18 protein-coding genes are annotated in these 20,655 nt (G+C 60.9%); 10 read left to right on the top strand and 8 right to left on the bottom strand.

What is annotated here, in order from left to right; all coding sequences use genetic code 11:
• Positions 1 to 52 precede the first annotated feature (52 nt).
• The 3 genes from leuD to Q1A20_RS06950 are packed head-to-tail and all read right to left on the bottom strand — an operon-like array spanning position 53 to position 2,870.
• The gene (leuD, locus tag Q1A20_RS06960; protein WP_299402466.1) at positions 53 to 664 is read right to left on the bottom strand and encodes a 3-isopropylmalate dehydratase small subunit; all 612 of its coding nucleotides are present in this window, start codon (positions 662 to 664) and stop codon (positions 53 to 55) included.
• Entirely contained in the window at positions 664 to 2,070 is a 1,407-nt protein-coding gene (gene leuC, locus Q1A20_RS06955) for a 3-isopropylmalate dehydratase large subunit (protein ID WP_299402465.1), read from the bottom strand. Before leuC ends, leuD begins: the two co-directional genes overlap by 1 nt.
• Positions 2,067 to 2,870, bottom strand: coding sequence for a GntR family transcriptional regulator (locus tag Q1A20_RS06950; protein ID WP_299402463.1), 804 nt, complete (start codon positions 2,868 to 2,870; stop codon positions 2,067 to 2,069). Before Q1A20_RS06950 ends, leuC begins: the two co-directional genes overlap by 4 nt.
• A 146-nt stretch (positions 2,871 to 3,016) precedes the next feature.
• On the opposite strand from Q1A20_RS06950, the gene Q1A20_RS06945 reads away from it, so the two are divergent.
• From Q1A20_RS06945 to Q1A20_RS06905, 9 genes are all read left to right on the top strand, one after another.
• Complete coding sequence (locus tag Q1A20_RS06945; RefSeq protein WP_299402461.1) at positions 3,017 to 3,583, top strand: tautomerase family protein; 567 nt, start codon at positions 3,017 to 3,019, stop codon at positions 3,581 to 3,583.
• Positions 3,580 to 5,274: a hydantoinase B/oxoprolinase family protein gene (locus Q1A20_RS06940; protein WP_299402460.1), complete on the top strand. Its 1,695-nt coding sequence runs from the start codon at positions 3,580 to 3,582 to the stop codon at positions 5,272 to 5,274. The genes Q1A20_RS06945 and Q1A20_RS06940 overlap by 4 nt, the downstream gene beginning before the upstream one ends.
• 8 nt (positions 5,275 to 5,282) lie before the next feature.
• A complete protein-coding gene (locus tag Q1A20_RS06935) occupies positions 5,283 to 7,334 on the top strand; it encodes a hydantoinase/oxoprolinase family protein (RefSeq protein WP_299403221.1) in 2,052 nt (683 codons plus the stop codon).
• Positions 7,331 to 7,951 carry a cysteine hydrolase family protein gene (locus Q1A20_RS06930; protein ID WP_299402458.1) on the top strand — a complete coding sequence of 207 codons (621 nt, stop codon included), beginning with the start codon at positions 7,331 to 7,333 and terminating at the stop codon, positions 7,949 to 7,951. The genes Q1A20_RS06935 and Q1A20_RS06930 overlap by 4 nt, the downstream gene beginning before the upstream one ends.
• Positions 7,948 to 8,811 (top strand): isocitrate lyase/phosphoenolpyruvate mutase family protein, encoded by an 864-nt coding sequence (locus tag Q1A20_RS06925; RefSeq protein WP_299402457.1) that lies wholly within the window; start codon positions 7,948 to 7,950, stop codon positions 8,809 to 8,811. The genes Q1A20_RS06930 and Q1A20_RS06925 overlap by 4 nt, the downstream gene beginning before the upstream one ends.
• Positions 8,795 to 10,171: an FAD-dependent oxidoreductase gene (locus Q1A20_RS06920; protein WP_299402455.1), complete on the top strand. Its 1,377-nt coding sequence runs from the start codon at positions 8,795 to 8,797 to the stop codon at positions 10,169 to 10,171. Before Q1A20_RS06925 ends, Q1A20_RS06920 begins: the two co-directional genes overlap by 17 nt.
• Positions 10,172 to 10,501: 330 nt before the next feature.
• On the top strand, positions 10,502 to 11,074 hold the full coding sequence (locus Q1A20_RS06915) for an aspartyl/asparaginyl beta-hydroxylase domain-containing protein (protein WP_299402454.1): 573 nt from the start codon (positions 10,502 to 10,504) through the stop codon (positions 11,072 to 11,074).
• 25 nt (positions 11,075 to 11,099) lie between these two features.
• A complete protein-coding gene (locus Q1A20_RS06910) occupies positions 11,100 to 12,023 on the top strand; it encodes an alpha/beta hydrolase (protein ID WP_299402452.1) in 924 nt (307 codons plus the stop codon).
• On the top strand, positions 12,020 to 13,657 hold the full coding sequence (locus Q1A20_RS06905) for an ABC transporter ATP-binding protein (RefSeq protein WP_299402451.1): 1,638 nt from the start codon (positions 12,020 to 12,022) through the stop codon (positions 13,655 to 13,657). Before Q1A20_RS06910 ends, Q1A20_RS06905 begins: the two co-directional genes overlap by 4 nt.
• A 168-nt stretch (positions 13,658 to 13,825) precedes the next feature.
• Here Q1A20_RS06905 and Q1A20_RS06900 read toward each other — a convergent pair whose 3' ends face one another.
• From Q1A20_RS06900 to Q1A20_RS06880, 5 genes are all read right to left on the bottom strand, one after another.
• Entirely contained in the window at positions 13,826 to 14,497 is a 672-nt protein-coding gene (locus Q1A20_RS06900) for a response regulator transcription factor (protein ID WP_298975729.1), read from the bottom strand.
• 125 nt (positions 14,498 to 14,622) lie between these two features.
• Positions 14,623 to 16,188, bottom strand: a complete 1,566-nt coding sequence (locus Q1A20_RS06895; RefSeq protein WP_299402449.1) for a HAMP domain-containing sensor histidine kinase — start codon at positions 16,186 to 16,188, stop codon at positions 14,623 to 14,625.
• Positions 16,189 to 16,351: 163 nt separating this feature from the next.
• Entirely contained in the window at positions 16,352 to 17,455 is a 1,104-nt protein-coding gene (locus tag Q1A20_RS06890; protein WP_299402447.1) for a hypothetical protein, read from the bottom strand.
• Between the two features lie 192 nt (positions 17,456 to 17,647).
• Positions 17,648 to 18,418, bottom strand: a complete 771-nt coding sequence (locus Q1A20_RS06885) for a hypothetical protein (RefSeq protein WP_299402446.1) — start codon at positions 18,416 to 18,418, stop codon at positions 17,648 to 17,650.
• 1 nt (position 18,419) lies between these two features.
• Complete coding sequence (locus tag Q1A20_RS06880) at positions 18,420 to 18,950, bottom strand: RNA polymerase sigma factor (protein ID WP_299402444.1); 531 nt, start codon at positions 18,948 to 18,950, stop codon at positions 18,420 to 18,422.
• 143 nt (positions 18,951 to 19,093) lie between these two features.
• Between Q1A20_RS06880 and Q1A20_RS06875 the strand changes: the two genes are divergently transcribed.
• Entirely contained in the window at positions 19,094 to 20,509 is a 1,416-nt protein-coding gene (locus Q1A20_RS06875; RefSeq protein WP_299402443.1) for a S8 family serine peptidase, read from the top strand.
• The last annotated feature ends 146 nt before the right edge of the window (positions 20,510 to 20,655 follow it).

The raw sequence follows: 20,655 nt of genomic DNA, 5'->3' as shown, positions 1-20,655 counted from the left end.
TACTTTTTGACATCTTTGCGATGCCGATCTGCGCTATTTTAACCTGCGCGTTTCACTCCACCGCTGCGGGCCAGGCCCAAGCGGCGGTTCGTCTTCGATGATCCTTGAAAGTGTCGATACTGTTGCGGTGCTGCTGCGTCAGATCGATGTCGTCCCAGCCGTTGATCAATTTGATGCGCCAGCTTTCATCGAGCACAAATGTGACGATGGTTTCAGCCAAGGTGATCCGCCCCGCTTCCAAATCAACGCTGGCGCGCACCGTGCCACCTCCGAGTTGATCGATCAGGGCGTCATAGTCAGCGGCGCCAATCCGTGCTGGCAACAGCCCGTTGTTCACCGCGTTGCTGGCAAAAATATCGCCGAAGCCCGGGGCGATTACCGCGCGAAATCCGGCATCAACGAGCACATAAACCGCGGCTTCCCGCGATGATCCGCTGCCGAAATTATCCCCTGCGATCAGGATGCTTGCGTCCGCATGCGCATTGAGCGCGCAGTCTTGCTTCAGGGTCCCCTCCGCGTCGCGACGCAGATCGTGCAGCAGATATTGGCCATAGCCGTCCGCCCGCGGCACAGACATGAAACGCGCCGGGATCAGCTGATCCGTATCGATATTGGCCAAAGGCAAGGCAACGGCCAGCCCCGCATGTGTGCTCCATCCCGCCATCACGGGGCTCTCCCCTGCAACAAAGGGCGCACGTCGGCAATTGTGCCCGTCACCGCAGCCGCGGCCACCATCGCGGGGGACATCAGATGGGTGCGCGCCCCGCGCCCTTGTCGCCCACGGAAATTGCGGTTGGTCGAAGAGGCGCAGCGCATGCCCGCGCCCACCAGATCACCGTTCATCCCCACGCACATCGAACAGCCCGAAGCGCCCCATTCCAGCCCGGCCTCGATAAATATCTCGGCAAGCCCTTCCTGCTCCGCCTGCGCTTTGATCGGCTGGGACCCGGGTGATACCAGCCCCGGCACCTTGGCACGGCGTCCGGCCAGCACTGCAGCAGCTGCGCGCAAATCCTCGATCCGCCCATTGGTGCAGGATCCGATGAAAACCTGATCCACCGGTGTGCCTGCCAGGGTTTGACCGGGGCTCAGACCCATATACTCAAGCGCAGCACGGGTGGCTTCGGCTTTGCCCGCGGCAAGCGCGGTTGGGTCTGGCAAGGTGGCATTTACGGGCAAGGCCTGCTCCGGACTTGTGCCCCAGGTGACCGTGGGCGCGATTTCCGCAGCATCAATCCGGATTTCGCGGTCAAACTCGGCGTTTTCATCGCTTGCAAGATCGCCCCATGCCGCGACGGCTGCTATCCAGTCTTCGCCCTTGGGCGCAAAGGGGCGGTCTTTCACATAGGCCTGCGTGGCCTCATCCGGTGCAACCATCCCGAACCGCGCACCCCCCTCAATCGACAGATTGCACAGCGTCATGCGCCCTTCCATCGTCAGGTCCCGAATGGCGCCACCCGCATATTCAATAGCGTACCCCTGCGCGCCCCCCGTGCCCAACCGCGCGATCCAGTTCAGCGCGATATCCTTGGCAGTCACACCGCGGGCCACCGCCCCCTCGACGATGATCCGCATCGCCTTGGGCTTTTTCTGCCAGACAGTCTGCGTGGCCAATACATGCGCCACCTCGGTCGCCCCGATCCCGAAGGCAAGCGCACCAAAAGCACCATGGGTCGAAGTGTGGCTGTCGCCGCAGGTGATAAGCAGCCCCGGCAGCGTCAGGCCTTGTTCCGGTCCGATCACATGCACAATCCCCTGCCGAGGGTCGTCCAGATCGAAAAGCTGCAGCCCGTGTTCACGCGCGTTGGCCCGCAGTGTTTCGATCATGCGGGCAATCTGCGGGTCGGCGATCTGGCCTCGGTTTCGCGTGGGCGCGTAGTGATCCACCACAGCAAACGTCAATTCGGGGGTTGCAACTTGCGCCTCACGGGCCGCAAGCTTTGCAAACGCATGATGGGAGCCTTCGTGCACCAGATGCCGATCCACCCACAAAAGCGAAACACCATCGTCCCGCCTGAGGATTTCATGAGACGCCCACAACTTGTCGAGCAGAGTTCGCGGCTGGCTCATGCGCCCCCCTGCTCAGCTTGTCCAATGGCAGGTTCCCAATGTCGTCCGCCCCCGTCACCGACACGCTCCAGCGGCATTTCAAGACTGAACATATCGGGCCGATAGAGGCCCGACAGATACTCCACACCATTGCCATCGACATCCCGCACCACGCGTTTCAGGGACAAAAGCGCCGAGCCCACTGCGACCTCCAGCGCCTCGGCGACATCCGGCCCCGCCAGCGTCGCAGATACCGATTGATGCGCTTCCTTGATCTGCACGCCACTGCGTTCCAGCAGCTTGAAAAGCGGGGTGGTCGCCAGATCGTCTTCGGAATAATTCCGCGCGATCGCGGTCGGAACATATGTCGTCAGATGGGAAAAGGGCATGCCATCCGCCATCCGTACGCGTGTCGCGATCTGTGCTTTTTCACCGATCTCCAAACCCATCGCACGCGCGACAAAATCTGGCACCGGGCTGTAGGAAAAGGACAGCAGCCGCGCGGTGGTGGCCTGCCCCATTTCCACCAGTTGCGGCATCAGCGTGTTGAAATTCATCGCGGCCCGCCGACCTGTAAGCGCCTTGGCCCGGACTGTTGTGCCGCTGCCCGCGCGCTTCTCCACCAGCCCGGATTCGCAGAGCGCGTCCAGTGCCCGCCGAACCGTCACCCGCGAGACACCGTAGCTTTCAGCCAGCCGCAATTCACCGGGCAGGTTTTCCCCATCACACAGCCGCCCATCGGATATCTGATCGCGCAAGGACAGATAGACCCGGCGCGCTTTTGCGCCTTCAGGCAATGGTGCTGCGCCGACACTGTCCAAGCGATGATTCCCCTTACGAGACACTTGATAATGGTAAATGTGTCATATGAAAAATCAAGGGATTGTATATCATGGCAGCCAAATTAGACTTAACAAAATCATGAAATATGTATTATCTATAATACTGATATCTTGGAGAGGGCATTATGCCGACGGTCGAGCTTCATGTTCTGGAAGGCTGCTCTGCGACGGAAAAACAGCGACTCGGGGCGGCGCTGACGGATGCCGTGCGTCTCGTCATTCCAGCGGCACCTGACCTTGTAACGGTCATCATCCATGACATGGCGCCCGAAGAGGACTACCGGGGGCGCAGCACCCGCGTACCAGCTGCGGCACGTTCCGATCCCGCCAAGCTGGTGCGTAACTATCTCGCCGCCATGGAAGCGCGCGATCTGGCCCGGGCCGAGGTGATGCTGGGTGACAGCTTTGAGATGCAGTTCCCTGGTGCGGCCCCCATGCGCAAACTAAAAGAGCTGATCGATTGGGCTAGACCCCGCTATCGATCGGTGACCAAAACCTATGAAGGTTTTGACGCCCTGCAAAGCACCGGCGCGGCTGCTATCGTCTATTGTCGCGGAACACTGTCAGGCGAATGGTCCGATGGCACCCCCTTCAGTGGCATCCGCTTTATCGACCGGTTCGAGGTCATTGACGACAAGATCACGCGGCAGGATGTCTGGAACGACATCGCAGAAACAAGGGCACAGTCATGACCGAAATTGACCCGATCACCCTATCCGTCTTGTCGGGGCGCATGGAACAGATCGCTGACGAGATGGACGCAACGCTGTTTCGCGCTGCCTTCAACCCAATCATTGCCGAAGCCCATGACGCCAGCCATGGCCTCTATCACGCGCGCACCGGCGACACGCTGGTGCAGGGCAAATCCGGCCTGCCGATCTTCGTGGGTGTGATGGCCTTTGCCGTGCAGGCGGTGATCGAAAAGGCGGCGAAAGACGGCGATCTCGCTGACGGCGACATCTACATTTTCAATGACGCACATATCGGCGGCACACATCTCAGCGACATGCGGCTGGTGCGCCCCTATTTCCGGGATGGGGAACTCTTTTGCTACCTGGCGTCGGTCGGGCATTGGCACGATGTCGGCGGGGCGGTGCCGGGCAACTACAACCCCGCCGCCACCGAGGTGTTTCAGGAGGCCTTTGTCCTGCCCCCGGTCAAACTGGCACGCCGTGGCGTGATCAATCAGGACATCATCGACATCCTGCTGCGCAATACGCGCCTGCCGCAATCCGCCATGGGCGATCTGAACGGGCAGCTGGGCGCATTGGATCTTGGCATCAAGCGCATGGACGAATTGCTTGACGAATATGGCGCCGCTACGGTGGCGGCGGCGCTTGAGGCCTTGGGGCATCGGGCGGAGGCGCTGATGCGGTCGGAGCTGCAAGACTTACCCGATGGCCGCTGGGAGGCCGAGGATTTCCTCGACAATGACGGCATCACCGATGAACCACTGGCGATCCGCGTGACCCTGGAGATCAAAGACGACAGGATGACGCTCGATTTCACCGGTTCGGCAGCGCAATGCGCGGGTCCGGTCAACATTGCCCTGCCAACCACTGTCGCCACTGCCTATGTGGCGATCAAACACATCTTCCCGACCCTGCCCGCAAACGCGGGCGTGATGCGCCCGATCGAGGTGGTTGTACCCGAAGGATCCCTGTTATCGGCAGAATTCCCGGCGCCCACCGGCGGGTACACCGAAACGATCCTGCGGATGATCGATGTCGTCTTTTCCGCCTTCGCCAAAGCGGCGCCGACCCGCGTGGTGGCCAACGCCTATGGCACAATCAACGCGCTGTCGATTGCCGGCAAACGCAGCAACGGCCAGCCCTGGGTCATGTTCAGCTTTTACGGCGGCGGGCACGGCGGATCGATTGATAGCGACGGGCTCAACCACGGGAATGCACCAATTTCCACCGCGACGATTCCGCCGATGGAAATCCTCGAGGCCGCCTATCCCGTGATGTTCCGCACTTGGGCGCTGCGCCCCGACAGCGCTGGCGCAGGAACCCATCGCGGCGGGCTGGGCGCGATCTATGAGATCGAAGTACTTGAGGAAAACGGTGCGGAGGCCTTTCTCTTTGGTGAGCGCGGGCGGTTTGCGCCCAAAGGCATTGCCGACGGGTCAGATGGTGCCATGAACGTCTTTTCCTATGAGCAGGATGATGGCTGGGCGCATCCCCCGCTGGCCTCGAAAATGCGTGGCATCACCCTGCGACAGGGACAGGCGGTGCGGTTGGAAACACCCGGCGGCGGTGGCTACGGCGCACCGCAGGACCGCGCGCCCGAGGATGTCGCACGCGATGTGGCCCGCGGTCTGGTCAGCGCTGCAATGGCCGATCAACTGCATGGACCCTCCTGGCGGGAGGTTTCACCGTGAGCGGGCGCATGATTGGTGTCGATGTCGGCGGTACCTTCACGGATGTCTTTGTGCTCGATGAAGCCAAAGGTACCGCCACGGTTGCCAAGGTGCCGACCACCCGCCCCGATCAATCGGCTGGGTTTCTCGATGGTATCGGGCGCGAGGTGACGGATCTGTCGCAGACTGCTGTGGTGGTGCATGGCACCACGGCGGGCACAAACGCCCTGCTGGAACGCAAGGGTGCAAAAACCGGGGTGATCTGCACGCAAGGCCTGCGCGATGTGCTGGAAATGCGGCGTCGGGACCGACCGCGCACCTGGGGTCTGCGCGGGAATTTTGAACCGGTGGTGGACCGGCAGAACCGGCTTGAGGTACCTGAACGCACGCTCGCAGACGGTTCAATCCGCACCCCCGTTGATCTGGATGCTGTGCGTGCCGCAGCCCGGCAACTGCAGGCGGACGGATGCGCGGCCGTGGCGATCCTCTTTGCCAACGCCTATGCAAACTCTGAAAACGAGGCCGCGGCGGTGGCCGCCGTGCGGGCGATCTGGCCTAATGACCACGTCTCAGCCTCCCACGAAATCCTGCCGGAAATCCGCGAATTCGAACGGTTTTCTACGACGGCTTTGAACGCCTATTTACAACCCGAAGTCTCTGGCTATCTGGGTCGGTTGGAAAGCGCGTTGCATCAGGGTGGCTTCGAGGGGGAGTTCATGATCGTGCAGTCCAACGGCGGTGTCATGGCGGTGGATACCGCCTGCCGTCTGCCGGTACGCACCGCCCTCTCCGGACCCGCCGCCGGGGTGATTGCGGCGGGCTACATCGCCCAATCGGCGGGCTTTGACAATGTGATTACCGGCGATATGGGCGGCACCAGCTTCGATGTGTCCCTCATCGCCGAAGGCCACTCCATGCTGTCCCCGCAGACCTCGGTTGATTTCGGTATGGTCGTTCGCACGCCGATGATCGAGATCACGACCATCGGGGCCGGAGGCGGTTCCATCGCCTGGGTCGACAAGGGCGGGCTTTTGAACATCGGACCGGAAAGCGCCGGGTCAGACCCCGGCCCTGTTGCCTATGGAATGGGCAATGACCGCCCCACCGTGACCGACGCCAATGTGGTGCTGGGTCGGATCGATCCGGACAATCCGATCGGCGGCAAGCTTGCGCGCCTCGATGTCGAGACCGCAGCCAAAGCGATTGATCTGCATGTGGCCGCACCCCTGGGCCTTGGCACATTAGAGGCCGCCGAGGCGATCCTAACCGTCGCCAACAGCCGCATGGCCGGGGCGATCCGGCTTGTGGGCATCGAACGCGGCTTTGATCCCAAGCGCTTCGCCTTCATGCCGTTTGGCGGCGGCGGCGCGCTGCATGCCGGGGCGATGCTGGCGGAGACGGGCATCGCGCGCGCCATCGTGCCCCGCTATCCCGGTGTAACCTCTGCGATGGGCTGTGTGATCGCGGACATGCGGCAGGACTTCGTGCAGACGATCAATACGCTGGTGAGCACGCTCGACGCAGCGGCGCTGACACGCTTCATGCAATCCCACGCCGATCAGGGCATGGCGCTGCTGGACGCCGCCCGCACCATTTTCGAGGCCCGCGACATCAGTTTCGAGCTGGACATGGCGTACATCGGGCAGACCCATACCGTGTCTGTCCCGCTCAGCGTGACGGTGCAGAACGGCACGGTGCAACCGCCCACGCAGGCAGAGATCGAAACCGCTTTTGACACGGCCTATGACGCAACCTTCGGGCGGTTGCTGAAGGGTGGCGTGCGGCGCATTCTCAACCTGCGCAGCGCCGTCACCGGCAGGCGACCCAAGTTCGATCTCACCACGCTGGCCCCAACACAGGAAGGCGCGGTCAACCCGACCGCGACACGCCCGGTTCATTTCGGGGACGACTGGCAGGACACCGCGATCTATGACCGATTGTCCCTGCCCGTTGGTACGGTGATCAAAGGTCCCGCCATTCTGACACAACCCGATACCACGGTGCTAATTGAGCCGGATCTGCAGGGCCGCGTGGACCAATTCGGCAACACCATCATTGAACCTGCGGAGGAGGCATCATGAGCAGCCCAAGAGACTGGGATCTGGCACGCACCGCGCTGTTGACCATCGATTTGCAAAACGATTTTCTCCACCCCGAAGGCGCCTATGGTCGCGCCGGGCAGGGCTCCGACAGTATCGCCGCGCTGCCGGATCGCATTGCGCCGCTGATCAAGGCCCTGCGCGATCAGGGGGGGCGGTATTTCTCGGCGCAGTTTTCGCTTGTGCCGGACCGCGACGGGACACCACTGATTGCGCCACATCTGAAAGAGTTGCGCCCTTTCCTGGGTAAGGGCGATTTTGCGCCCGGCGGTTTCGGTCACAGCTTGGTCGAAGCGCTGCAGCCTGCGGATTTCGTGATCGAGAAAGTGGCTTATTCCGCGTTCTATCAGACGCGACTGGAATACATCATGCGGGCCGTCGGCGTGGAGCATCTGATCGTCGGCGGCATCGTAACGAATGGCGGCGTGGCCTCGACACTGCGCGACGCCCACCTGCGCAACATAGAGACCGTGATGCTGACCGATGGCTGTGCCGCCTTTCGGCAGGAGATACATGACGCCACGCTGCTTTCTCTGGGCACCGTCACGCATCAGATGACCTGCCGCGATGCCCGGGACTGGCTGGAGGGCACGGCATGAGCCTCAGATCCCGCCTGCAAAGCAAGGACATTCTGGTCGCGCCCGGCGTTTATGACGGTCTGACGGCCTCCCTGGCGACAGATGCGGGGTTCGAGGCGCTGTATCTCAGCGGAGCGGCGGTGGCCTACACCCGTCTAGGGCGCCCGGACATCGGACTCAGCACCGCAAGCGAGATGGCCGACACCATGACGCTGATTGCGGATCGCACGGCCCTGCCGGTGATCATCGATGCCGACACCGGGTTTGGCAACGCGCTGAACTCTCAGCGTACCATGCGGCTCTATGAACGCGCGGGGGCCTCAGCCCTGCAGTTGGAGGATCAAAGCTATCCCAAGCGATGCGGTCATCTGGCGGACAAGTCCCTGATCCCAGCAGCCGAGATGGCGGGCAAGGTCACGGCAATGGCCGACGCGCGCGCAAGTGGTGAAACGTTGATCATCGCCCGCACAGACGCCATCGCGGTTGAAGGGGTCTCGGCGGCGCTCGACCGGGCCGAGATCTATCTGGAAGCGGGCGCCGACGTGCTTTTCATCGAAGCGCCGCAGAGCGCGGCGCACCTGCAAAGCATCACACGACAATTCGCCGGGCGCGTGCCGCTGCTGGCCAATATGGTCGAAGGCGGCGCGACCCCGATCACCAGCGCCGATGATCTCGAAGCGCAGGGCTTCTCCATCGTGATCTTTCCAGGCGGGATCGTTCGGGCGCTGGCGCGCACCGCGCAGGATTATTACAAGAGCCTTCAACAACATGGCAGCAATCGCCCCTTTGCGGATCGGATGTTTGACTTTGACGGGCTGAACAAGGTGATCGGCACCGCGGACATGCTGAAAAAAGGCGTGCAGTATGACGCCAATGACTAGGACGGCGCCGCCGCCCGATACCTTTGATATTACAATCGAAACTCTGATCATCGGCGCGGGTGCCTGCGGGTTGGTTGCCGCCTTGTCCGCTACAGAAACCGGCCAGCAGGTTCTGGTGATCGAGGCAGACCCGGTACCCAGCGGCTCAACCGCATTGTCCGCCGGGCTGATCCCGGCGGCAGGTACGAAAATTCAACGCGCGACTGGCATCGACGACAGTGCGGCCCTCTTTGCATCCGACATCCAGGCCAAGGCGCAGGATGAAAACGACCCAGCACTTGTTGATCTGATGACGAGCGGGGCCGCCGAAGTAATCGACTGGTTGGCGGAAGTACACGGCTTGCCGTTTTCGGTTGTGACGAATTTCGACTACCCCGGTCACTCGCGGCATCGCATGCACGGGTTGCCCACGCGGTCTGGCGCTGAACTGATCGACGCGCTGCGTACCGCCTGCGAGGTCAAGGGAATTGACATCATCTGCGACCGGCGCGCCAGCGTGCTTTTTCATCGCGATGGCGAGGTTTACGGCGTTACGGTGAACCGGCCTGATGGCGGGGTCGAAACCATTGGATGCAAGCGCATGGTCCTTGCCTGCAATGGATTTGGCGGCAACCGGGCACTGGTGAGCCAACACATGTCGGAAATTGCCGACGGGCTGTGGTTTGGCCATGATGGCAACCGCGGCGAAGCAGTGCTTTGGGCCGAAGATATCGGCGCTCAGACCCAGCATCTCGGGGCCTATCAGGGGCATGGCAATGTGGCCCACCCACATGGCATTCTGATCACCTGGGCGGTCATCACCGAAGGGGGCGTGCAGGTCAATCGGCGGGGCGACCGCTTTTGGAACGAAGCACAGGGGTATTCCGAAGCCGCGCGCGCTGTGCTCTCGCAACCGGGCGGCGAAGCTTTCGCCATCTTTGATCATCGTATCGCGGGCATCGCGCGGCAGTTCGAGGATTTCAAACGCGCCGAAACCGCCGGGGCCGTGCGCACAAGTGACACCTTGGAGGGGCTCGCGCAGACGCTTGGCCTGCCGCCCGACAGGCTTGCAAAAACACTCGCTGAAATCCCGCTGGAGGGCACGGACCGCTTTGGTCGCCGGTTTGGAATGACCCCACTCGCGCCACCATATTGCGGCGTGCGCGTGACCGGTGCCCTTTTCCACACACAGGGCGGCGTGCAGGTGAACGCGGATGCGCAGGTCCTGCGCAGTGATGGCACGCCGTTTGATACGCTTTACGCCGGCGGTGGCGCAGCATGCGGCGTGTCGGGCAAGGGCGACAGCGGCTACCTCTCTGGCAACGGTCTGTTGAGCGCGGTGGTTCTGGGCCGACGTGCCGGTATCGCCTCTCCAAGATAAATCGATTTGACAGCGGTAATCCTCACCGGCTGCTTTCGCTGCTTGCGACGCAGATAGATCACCCGCGTTTACCCGGCGCAAAACGCGGCGATCACGCCCCGCTGCCCGCGCCGATATAACGAACCATTCCTGTCTTGAAAGCCACATGAAAATTAGATGAATTCGGCGTTAAGAATTTCTTATTTTCATGTTAAAAAACAATAGCTTGATTGATAATCAAAGTAAACCCCTTCATGCTTGAACCATGCCTGCTCAGCGGCCGCAAGGTCCGGACAGTAGGTGCTCAGCAGACACCGGTTCCAGCGTGTCGAACCCAAAGAGGAGATTCAGATGAAGTACTTCAAGCGCCTTAAGGCAGACGTAGATCCGACCCCGTTTCTCGACGAAATCAACGGCATCGATCATGCATGGGACGCCTCTACCGGGCGGCAGGATAAGATCGCCGTGCAGCGCGAAGCAAAAGCCATTCCCCTACGCGGCCTGCGCAAATCGGCCATCGGGGACCGCAAGCGGCGCGATGTTCATGAAAGCCGGTGGACCACAGGCTCAAAGGACTATCCCGTCGCGCGGGCCTTTCTTGAAGAATTCGCGCGCGATCAGGACAGTATTCTGGGCCGCGCAAAAATCGTCTGCCTGCCCGCCGGGAAACGCGTTTATCCGCATATTGACCGCGGGCTCTATTACCGCGTGCGCAACCGCTATCACTTCGTCCTGACCTCCACCCATGGGTCCTGGATGAAAGCGGGCGACGAAGAGGTGCGCATGCAGCAGGGCGAGCTGTGGTGGTTCGACAATGATCAGATGCATGAGGCCAACAACGATGGCGATCAGGACCGCATTCACATGATCTTCGATATGCTGCCAGGCCATCTCGCCGAAGAGGTCCTTGGCACGGCCGCCTGAACCCATTGCAGAAGGGAGCGTCGCCATGTGCGTCAGTTTGAACACCACGAGACCTGAGGGATCGTCCTATCAGGTGATATTTCGCCCCGGGAACGGCCGAAACGGATTGGCCTGTTGGCTGGCGCTCCCGCATACCATTACCCCCGACGCGCCACCGCTGGTGGCCGTTCATGGGATACGGCGCGGTGCCGAATTGCAAGCAGCACTGTTTGCCGACCGGGCCGCGGCGCTTGGACGGCCCGTGATCGCACCTGTTTTCGACACAACCAACTGGCTTGGCTACCAGCAGGCGTTCCTGTGTGGGCGCGCCGACTTGGCGCTGTTGGATTTGATCTTGTCACTCCGAAACATGGGGGTCGTGCAATCAGAAAAGCTTGATCTCTTTGGATTTTCCGGTGGCGCGCAGTTTGTCCATCGCTTTGCCCTGCTGCATCCGGAACGCGTCTCGCATCTGAGCATCGCGTCGCCGGGGTGGTACACGTTTCCGGACACCGCCTCCTATCCTTATGGGCTATGGCCCCGACCTGAACATGCGGACGAATGGAGCTACAGCATCATCGCGAACCTGGACCGTTTTCTGACCTTGCCGATGAATGTCTGTGTCGGCGAAAATGACCGTGTGCGGGACAAGAATACCCGCAGCGGCGCCGCCATCGATGCGCAGCAGGGGTTGCACCGTCTGGATCGTGCACGCCGCTGGACGGACGCGGTGCGCACGGCGGCAACCGATCTGAAAATCGAACCCGACGTGTCCTTGCACGTGTTGAAAGGCTGCGGTCACGACTTCGAAACATGCGTCACAAAGGGCCAGTTGGACAGGATTGTGATCGCCGATGAACCGACAGAATCCGCTGGCATCTGCCGCGGTACCTGTTCCGCACAACAGCAGCGCGCCTGTCACGTGGCTCGCCACCTGAAACCCTTTGACCAGATGGAGGCCACGGCATGAGCACGATACCCAAAATCCTGGGCGAAGGACGCCGCCGCGGCATCTGCTTGCTGATCGGATTGGCCTTGGGCCAGGCCACGGCAACCGGTCTGGCGGCATTCGCCACCCGCGATGTTTTCGCCGCCTTTCGCGATACGTCCCCGGTCCTGCCAGTTTTTGCGCTGGCCGCACTGGCGATGGCCGGTTTGGCCATTGGCACCTTTCGGTTCTACGAACGGCTGGCGGCGGAAAAGGTCGGCCAACATTTCGCGGCGTCGCTTCGAATGAAACTGTTCAAACATATGGCCCGGGTCTCCGCACGGGACATCGCCGCACGGCGCAATGGATCCTTGGCCCTGAGGTTCGTGGGCGATCTAACGGCGGTGCGGGCCTGGGTCAGCATGGGGTTGGCCCGGATGATTTCCGCGCTGATTGTCCTGCCCGTCGCGACCGGCGTTTTGTTCTACATGAATTTCGAAATCGGTTTGGCCGCTGCTGTTCCAATTGCGCTTGGCCTGTTGATTTCGGCGATGCTTGGGCCACGGCTTGGCCCCGCACACAAGCGGCTGCGCGCCCGACGCGCCCGGCTCGCGGCGGATATGAGCGAGCGGATCCCACATGCGCCGGAACTCCGGCTGCTCGGGCGTATGCAGACCGAAACCCGGCGGATCAAGGTGAAGACCGACAAGCTCGTTGACGCGGCCCTTGCGCGTGCGCGCGGCGCGGCCTTGTTGCGTGCGATCCCGGATGTGGTCTCCGGAATAGCCGGCGCAAGCGTCTTTCTGGTGGCGCTGCACCGCGGGCTTCCTGCCGCAGAGGCCGCTGGCTGTCTGGCCGCCGTCGGGCTGATGATCCAGCCGATGCGGGATCTTGCCGGTGTTTGGGATCGCCATCGCGCCTGGCGCAATGCGCGTGAGAAATGCCTCAAACTGCTGAACATGCCAAAGCTTGAAATTGACCGCTCCACGGATACTGCAGTGCCCGATGCCCCGCCCGCGCTGATTTTTTCGGATGTCTGCGCCGGGGCCTTGGCGGATATCAATCTGACCGCACTGCCCGGTCGCAAGATCGGTGTCGTCGGCGCAAACGGCGCTGGCAAATCGACATTGCTGAGCCTCGCCGCCGGGCTGGAGCATCCGCAGTCCGGCAGCGTGTTGCTGGGCGATATCTCGCCCGCAGCTCTCACCACACGGGAACGGCGTCAGATGATTGCTTTGATCGGTACCCGGTCACCGATCCTGAAGGGGTCGCTGCGCCGCGCGCTGACGATGGGGGTGCAGGGGCGGCCTGATGATGCTGACATTCTGCGCCAGGCCGACAATTTTGGTCTGAGCAAGGTCATCGACCGTCTGGATGGGCTGGACGGCACCGTCGCCGAGGGCGGGCGCAACCTGTCCGCCGGGGAAATTCGCCGCATTCTGCTGACACGCGCGGCGCTGTCCAAACCACGTCTGATGTTGCTGGATGAACCCGACGACGCGCTGGACCGGGACGGCCCGGACCTGGTGCGCGCATTGGTTCAGGGCAGCGACGCAACCACAATTCTGATCACGCACAACATGGAAATCGCCAAAATGATGGATGAGCTTTGGGTGATCGAAGACGGGCGCATCGCGCAAACGGGCACACCGGATGCCGTGCTGGTTGATTTTTGAGATCAGGTAGATTGGCATGCGGCGCTTGCGCAGTTTGAGGTCTGCTCCCTCCCTCAAACTGCGCAATGCGTATTTAGGTCAGGAGCATGCTCCTGGCCGATTACATGATGAAGATGGAGGAGTGGCACGCTTTTCGGTGCTGGCCTTGCCACCAGCCCCCAGGTGCGATCAGCCGAAACGATACCCCGCGCCGCGTACGGTGGTGATCAGCCTGCCATAGGGGCCGAGCTTCTTGCGCAGGCGACCGATATATACGTCCACAACGTTGGTCATCGGATCCTCGTGGGTGCCCCAAACCGAATTCAGGATACGCTCTCGGCTCAGCGCCTTGTTCTTGCTGGCCATCAGAATAGCGATCAACTCACGCTCCTTGGCCGACAGATCCACGGCAACGCCATCAACCGTGAGCACCATAGCGCTGCTGTCGTAGATCAGGCCCTGATGCTGCAGTTTACCCTCGTTCGCATCACTGACATAGCCGGTGACACGGCGGTGCAGCGCCTGAATACGTGCGATCAGCTCATCAAAATCAAAGGGTTTGGGCAGGTAGTCATCCGCCCCCAACCGCAACCCGGCGACGCGTTCATCTGTGCTGTCCAAGGCTGTCAGCATCAAGACCGGCGTGACATTCGAGCGGGCACGCATTTTCTGGCAGACCTGTTGCCCGCTGATCCCGGGCAACATCAGATCAAGCACAATCACGTCGAAGTCCCGATCCTGCATGATTTCCAACCCGGCTTCGCCGTCGCTGGCATGTTCGACGACCCAGCCTTCGGCTTTCAATCCGCGCCGCACAAAATCGGCGACCCGCAATTCGTCTTCAATCAACAGGATATTCATAGTCTTTGCGCCTTCTCGTTGTCTTTCGGGCGCGTTGCTGTCGCCCCTCTGAAAAGACAAACGGGTCGGACCGCTGGTTATTCCCAATTTTATTCTTGGACCCAAATTTTCCTGCAAAAACTGTTTCAGGATTGGGAGACAACCCGCAAGGGCGCGGAGACGGGCAACTCCATGATGCTCGAAAGTCCGCCGCCGTCCCGGTCACGCAACAGCGCATTTCCGCCATGCGCACGCGCAATGGAGCGCACCACGGGTAGGCCAAGACCGGCCCCGTCCTCATATTGATTGGCCGCGTTTGATCCACGAAAGAAGCGCTCAAACGCTTTCTCTTTTTCGCTGTCCGGCAGCCCTGGTCCGTTGTCCTCCACGCAGACGCGGTATCCGGTGGCTGTCCGTATCAGACGCACCGCAATCTCCGGACCACCATAGCGTCGGGCGTTCTGAATCATCGCCGCGATACATTGGCGAATGCGGGAGACGTCCAGCGACATCTCGGCAGTTTCCAGATCACTGATAACGGGAATGTCCGGGCCGAAGACGTCAACCGCGTCTTGGAGCAGCTGTTTAAGGTCGACCCGTTCCAGCTTGAGGCGGGTCTGACCAGCCTCTTCGCGGGAAATGAACAGCAGATCGTTCACCAGTAGATTTGTGTGTTTGGCGGTCTCGCGCGTGCGGCGCAGAGCTTCGCGATATTCTTCGATCGTCTTGTCCTGCCCACGCAGGGCAACATCACTTTCGCCCTGTATGATGGTCAGCGGCGTGCGCAATTCATGACTGACATCCGCAAGCATCTGGCGGCGCGCGTCCTCGGCAAGGCGCGATTTCTGGAGCAGGTTTTCGAGCTCCGCCGTCCGGTCCTGAACGGCTTCCTCCAATTCGATGTTTTGTGTGGTGAGCGATGCCGTGCGCGCTTCAACCATGGCGGCCATATTGTCCATGACGTCGCCGATCTCGGAAATCTCGCTCCGCCCCCGCAACCCCATACGATGAGAGAAATTCCCATCCGCCAGAGCGCTTACACCTTTCATCAAATGACGCATCGGTTGCACGATGGCGCGAGTATAGATCCATAGGGCGCCACCGGCCACGCTCAGCGCCAGCATCACAAGAAAAAACGCAACGCTATTGGCCAACCGGAGATGTCGCTCCGCAGCGACGCGGGTCTCTTCGACCTCTTCCAGCTCTTCCGCGAGGGCGGCGTTGATCATGGAATGGAAATCGCGATCAATCTCATCGTCCAGCATGACGGAGAGACCTGTCCAGTTGCGCCCGAATTGCTCCACCGCGGTGTCTTTGCGCACGATTTCAAAGCGCGCGATCAGGTCTTCGATCTTGCGCTCGATCTGGGACAGCAATTGAAGTTCCTCGATCTCCTCATTGCCCACCAGGTCAATTTCCTGACCGATCAGGGAACGGATGCTGCGAATGTTCGCGCGGATCAGGCGAATCAATTCCGCTTCACCCGCACCCTGGTCGCGATCCCCGATCAGCATGGCATCGCCGTATTGCTTGAACAGCTGATAGGTATTGCCGCTCAGCTGCAGATGCTCCTCATAGGACTCATGCGCCAGGTTGATGCGCGCGTTGAAGAATGCGGCGCGTTGTGCGGTCCAGTAGGCAAGAACAGTGCCGCTCAGCGCAACAACCAACATGATCGCGGCAAGAACGCGTAGCAGATTGGCGATGGTCATCGTTTACTCTCCGGTGGCCCAAATGGATGCGATCTTCGACGGGTATTCTCTCGGCAACGGTGCACGGCTTCGCATAACCTAGCGCGATAGCGCGGCGTTACACTACGCGCAAATAGGGCCGCATGAAACACGCGGCCCCTCCTGACAGATATCAAGATTGTACTCATGCGGCGGTCATCTTTTCAACCAGGACAGGTTCTTGGGCGTTGTGAGACTTGGGCGTGCGCAAAATACCCCGCGCAACCGCCATCACCGCGGCGGGTGTGCACAGGTCCTCTCGCGACAATTGCGGGATGCCCGTCGCGATCTTCGCCTCCATCATCGCCAGCGGTGACTGCGTCAGCTTCCCCGACATCGCAAACGGCCGCAGCCCGTGATCTGCCAGCACCTTGGTACCACCGACAGCGCCCAGAGCATCAGGTGTTGCAAACAGGATGGCATCCAAACGATCCCGTATGGATGATCCGGCGAGTATTTCCTGGGTTTCCTGCTGGAACACACCGTCCGCAATCTCCACCACCACGATATCCGCGCCGTTTGCAGCCGCCGTGCCCACCAAAGTCTCGAAGCCCTGCTCGACCCGGTCCATTGGCATCCGGTAGGTCGTTGGCATACCGGCATCCGTGAAGTCCATGGCGCTGACGCCCGCGTCCTCGAATGCGTTGAAATCCCCAAAGGCGCCGGTGCCGGTCGCCTTGATGCCCGCAACGCTGAAACCAGCACGCGAAAGACCATGTGCCAGGCTGACCGCCGCTGTGGTTTTGCCCGCATTCATCGACGCGCCAAACACGCCGATGACGGTCACATGGTCAGGAATTTCAGCGGCTGGCAGCCCGTAGCGCGCAATGTTGATCACCTCGCCGGAGCGGTCAGTCAGCAAGCCAATCGGGCGCAGTTTCGTGGGTTCGGCCATCCGCGCGTGGGCGTGCTCCATGGTGCCGACAACGCCACCACCGGCCAGCAGATCCGCACCGTCGGCGGTGATCCGTGCGGCCCCCTCAAACTGATCGGGGGCATAACGGTCACCGATGCAAAGGACCACCTTATCCCCCAGATAGCTCGTCGACGCACGCCCGCTGGAAAGCTGGATTTTCTGGTGTTGGTTGATTTCAGTAATCTCGCAGAGCACCAGATCACCGGCAACGCCAAGGGCGACCGCAGCGTCCAGACCAGCGACATCATCATGATTGACGCGGCGGGTGGTGAACGCCCATTTCGCACCCAGGTGCAGCATTGTCAGGTCGAAATCAAAGTTGTGAATGGTCATGTCAGTCATCCTCTTGGGTTGGTTTGTCTGAGGATCAATTTAAGCAGGCGGGGTGTCAGTATCCTGTTGGCGGAATGAATGGTTTGATAAAATTAAATGAACGGAGGATGAACTTTTAATGTACTGTTTTAAAACAATAAAAACGGCCCCGAAGAAGAGGCCGTGGCGCGCCGAGAATTTTGTGTGAAGGGCTTAGCGCAGCGCCGCCAAAGCAGCGGCTTCGTCACTTGGATCGAGCGGCGGACCGGCATTATTGGCGGAAAGATACGCGTCCAATGTATCCAGCGAAGAGGCAGGTGCGTAACCGGTGTCCGTCGCCGCAGCAGCTGCAACCGCCATCTGAACATCCCACTGCCCGCCTCGTTGGCAGGCGACGGAAACGATTGTCATGCCGTCCGTACGGTCAAACTCAAATTCCCGACACAGCGTTTGCGCACCGTCAAAGAAGGTGGCAATTGGGGCAATGCGCGCACCATCCGTCAGCAAGGCGTCCTCACCAGACGGTACCGTATTGAGGGCCGCGATGATCCGCGCATCCGTGAGCGCCGCGATTTCGATACTCCCCAAGCCACCGCTGCTGTTCGGTGACAGCATCAGGCCTGCGCCCAGGCCAACGGCCAGGGCCAAGCTCGCCGCCAGTGGCAGCTTCCAAAGTGGGGGCGCCGCTGGTGCGGAGGGTTTCGGCTGAAAGGCGACCACTGTGTCATCGGATACGGTTTGCACTTTCTGACCCGCGGCCGCCAACTCCCGCACACGCTGAACCAGATGGTCTGGCACGGGCGCATGCAGCGCCGGCTCCCAGGCTTCTTTCGCAACAGCCCTTGTCTCAATGAACAAAGCCAACCGGTCCGCAAGCTCGACACTGTCGGCCAGGGCCAGGTCCATTGCGGAAGCACGATCCTCAGGCAATTCACCGTCGGCATAGGCCATCAATTCTTCATCTGTAAAATCAGACTGTTGCATCTCAGCTGTCTCCTTGACTTCCAGAAGAACGTGCAGTGTCGCGGTTTATTCCCAGTTTTTCGCCAATGGCGATACGTGCCCGTGCAAGGCGGCTCATGACAGTGCCGATTGGCGTGCCCAAAACCCCCGCCGCTTCTTTGTAGCTCATCTCCTCCACGCAGATCAGCATGATCACGTCGCGTTGATCCGCCGGTAGCGTATCAATCGCGGCCTTGGCGGATTGCAGCATCAGGGCGGTTTCGGTTACCTTGGTGCCATCAACGGTGCTGGCATCGGGCGCATCGTCGATATCGATCTGGGTGCCACGCGTTTTGGTGCGGCGCGTCATGTCGATCCAGGCATTGCGCAGGATGCGAAACAACCACGCCTCAAGGCGCGTGTCCGGATCAAATTGCGTGCGTGCCGCAAAAGCACGTTCAACCGTGATCTGCACAAGATCGTCAGCCGTATCCGGCGATCTGCACAGCGAGATTGCGAAACGCCGAAGGTTGGGGAGAAACGCAATGATGTCGTCTGCAAACTTGTCTGACATCGTTGTTCTTTTCTCTCACTTTTATGAGTGGAATTTTTCGCGCTTTGCATCGTTACCTTTATGGCAATCTGGAACTGTGGCGCAATAACTAGCGACATGAGGCTGCCAAAACGTGCAACTTGCGGCTTAGATGGAGACCCCGAATGCTGAAGTACTTGTTTCATATTGCGCTGACGCTCTTGGTAATCGCGGCGCTGCCACTTGTCTCATCCGAAGGTCCGTTTTCCGCAGTCGCTTTGGCGGATGACGACGACGGCGACGATGGTGACGACAGAGATGATGATCGTGATAACGACGATGATGACGGGCCGGGGAGCCGGGGCAGAAACGGCAATGGTGCAACAGGTGGGGCCAATCCGGGTGGCAATCTGCTCGACCTGCTTTTCGGTCGAACACCGCCCGCGCGCACCACACAAAGCCCGCCGCCGCAGCCGCTTCCAACCCGCGCCGCTGATGAAATCGTTGTCCTCGATTTGTCGCAGGAAGATTTGGACGGATTGCTGGCACTTGGATACGAAGTGCTGCAGGTCACCGAGGTCACGCTCTTTGACAGCACCCTGCGACGGATGCGTGTACCTTCCGGCACACCGCTGGAAACAGCCCTCGAAGAAATCCGCCAGCTTCCCTCCGGGCAAGCGGCTGACTTCAACCATTTCTACAGAATGAGCGAGGGGTTCAACACGCCGTGCGAAGGCCTGCACTGCACCTCCTTTGATCTGATCAGCTGGCGACCGCCTGCCTCTGCCGTGGCGAGCTGCGGCCGGCCGACAGTGCGCATCGGACTGATCGACACCGACATCAACCCCGACCATGAGGCCTTCATCGGCAGCCAGCTCTCGGTGTTGGACTTTGATACCGGGGGCCTTGCGACATCGGGCGCGCAACATGGCACAGCCGTGGCGGCAATCCTCATTGGCTCGCGCACGGGGCGGGCACACGGGTTGCTCCCCGAGGCCCAGCTTGTTGCGGTGGACGCCTTTTATGCGGCTGGTCGGGATGAACGCAGCGATGCCTTCAACCTCGTGCAGGCGATGGATCAGCTCGCAGAGGCTCAGGTCGATGTTATCAACATGAGCCTCGCTGGCCCCCACAACGTCCTTTTGGAAGAGATGGTGGCGCAGATGAGCGACGCGCAAATTCTGATTGTCTCGGCGGCAGGCAATGACGGCCCGCGCGCAGCACCGGTTTTCCCGGGCGCTTATGATCCGGTTCTGACAGTCACCGCAGTGGACGCCTCGGGCCGGGTTTATCGCCGCGCGGGCCGAGGACCACATGTCGATCTGGCAGCCCCTGGGGTTGAAGTATGGACGGCCGCATCGGTGCGGGGGGTGCGCACCAAAACCGGCACTTCCTTTGCCGCGCCATTTGCCACCGCCGCCGCTGCCGTTTTGATGTCCGAGCAGCCCGACATGACGGTCGCGCAGGTCAAAGCCTTCCTGCGCGAGACCGCATTGGATTTGGGCGACGAAGGCCCGGACGAGGTATTTGGCGCGGGGCTCGTGCAATTCGCGCCGATCTGTTCCGGGCTGCCGCCAACAGAACCGCTGCTTCTGGAGTAAACCTTACCGCCACCCACTCTCTGATCACCGCGCCAAACAGCGACATCAGGTCAAAAGGAATCCGCGGGACAGGCGCCCGGCCGTGGCGTTCCGGTGCATAGCAAATGTATCCCGTAACGGTTGGTTTCTCGTGTCGGGAGGCGCTT

Source organism: uncultured Roseobacter sp. (assembly GCF_947501835.1).
GTDB lineage: Bacteria > Pseudomonadota > Alphaproteobacteria > Rhodobacterales > Rhodobacteraceae > Roseobacter.
This window is presented reverse-complemented; position numbering and strand designations above follow the sequence as displayed.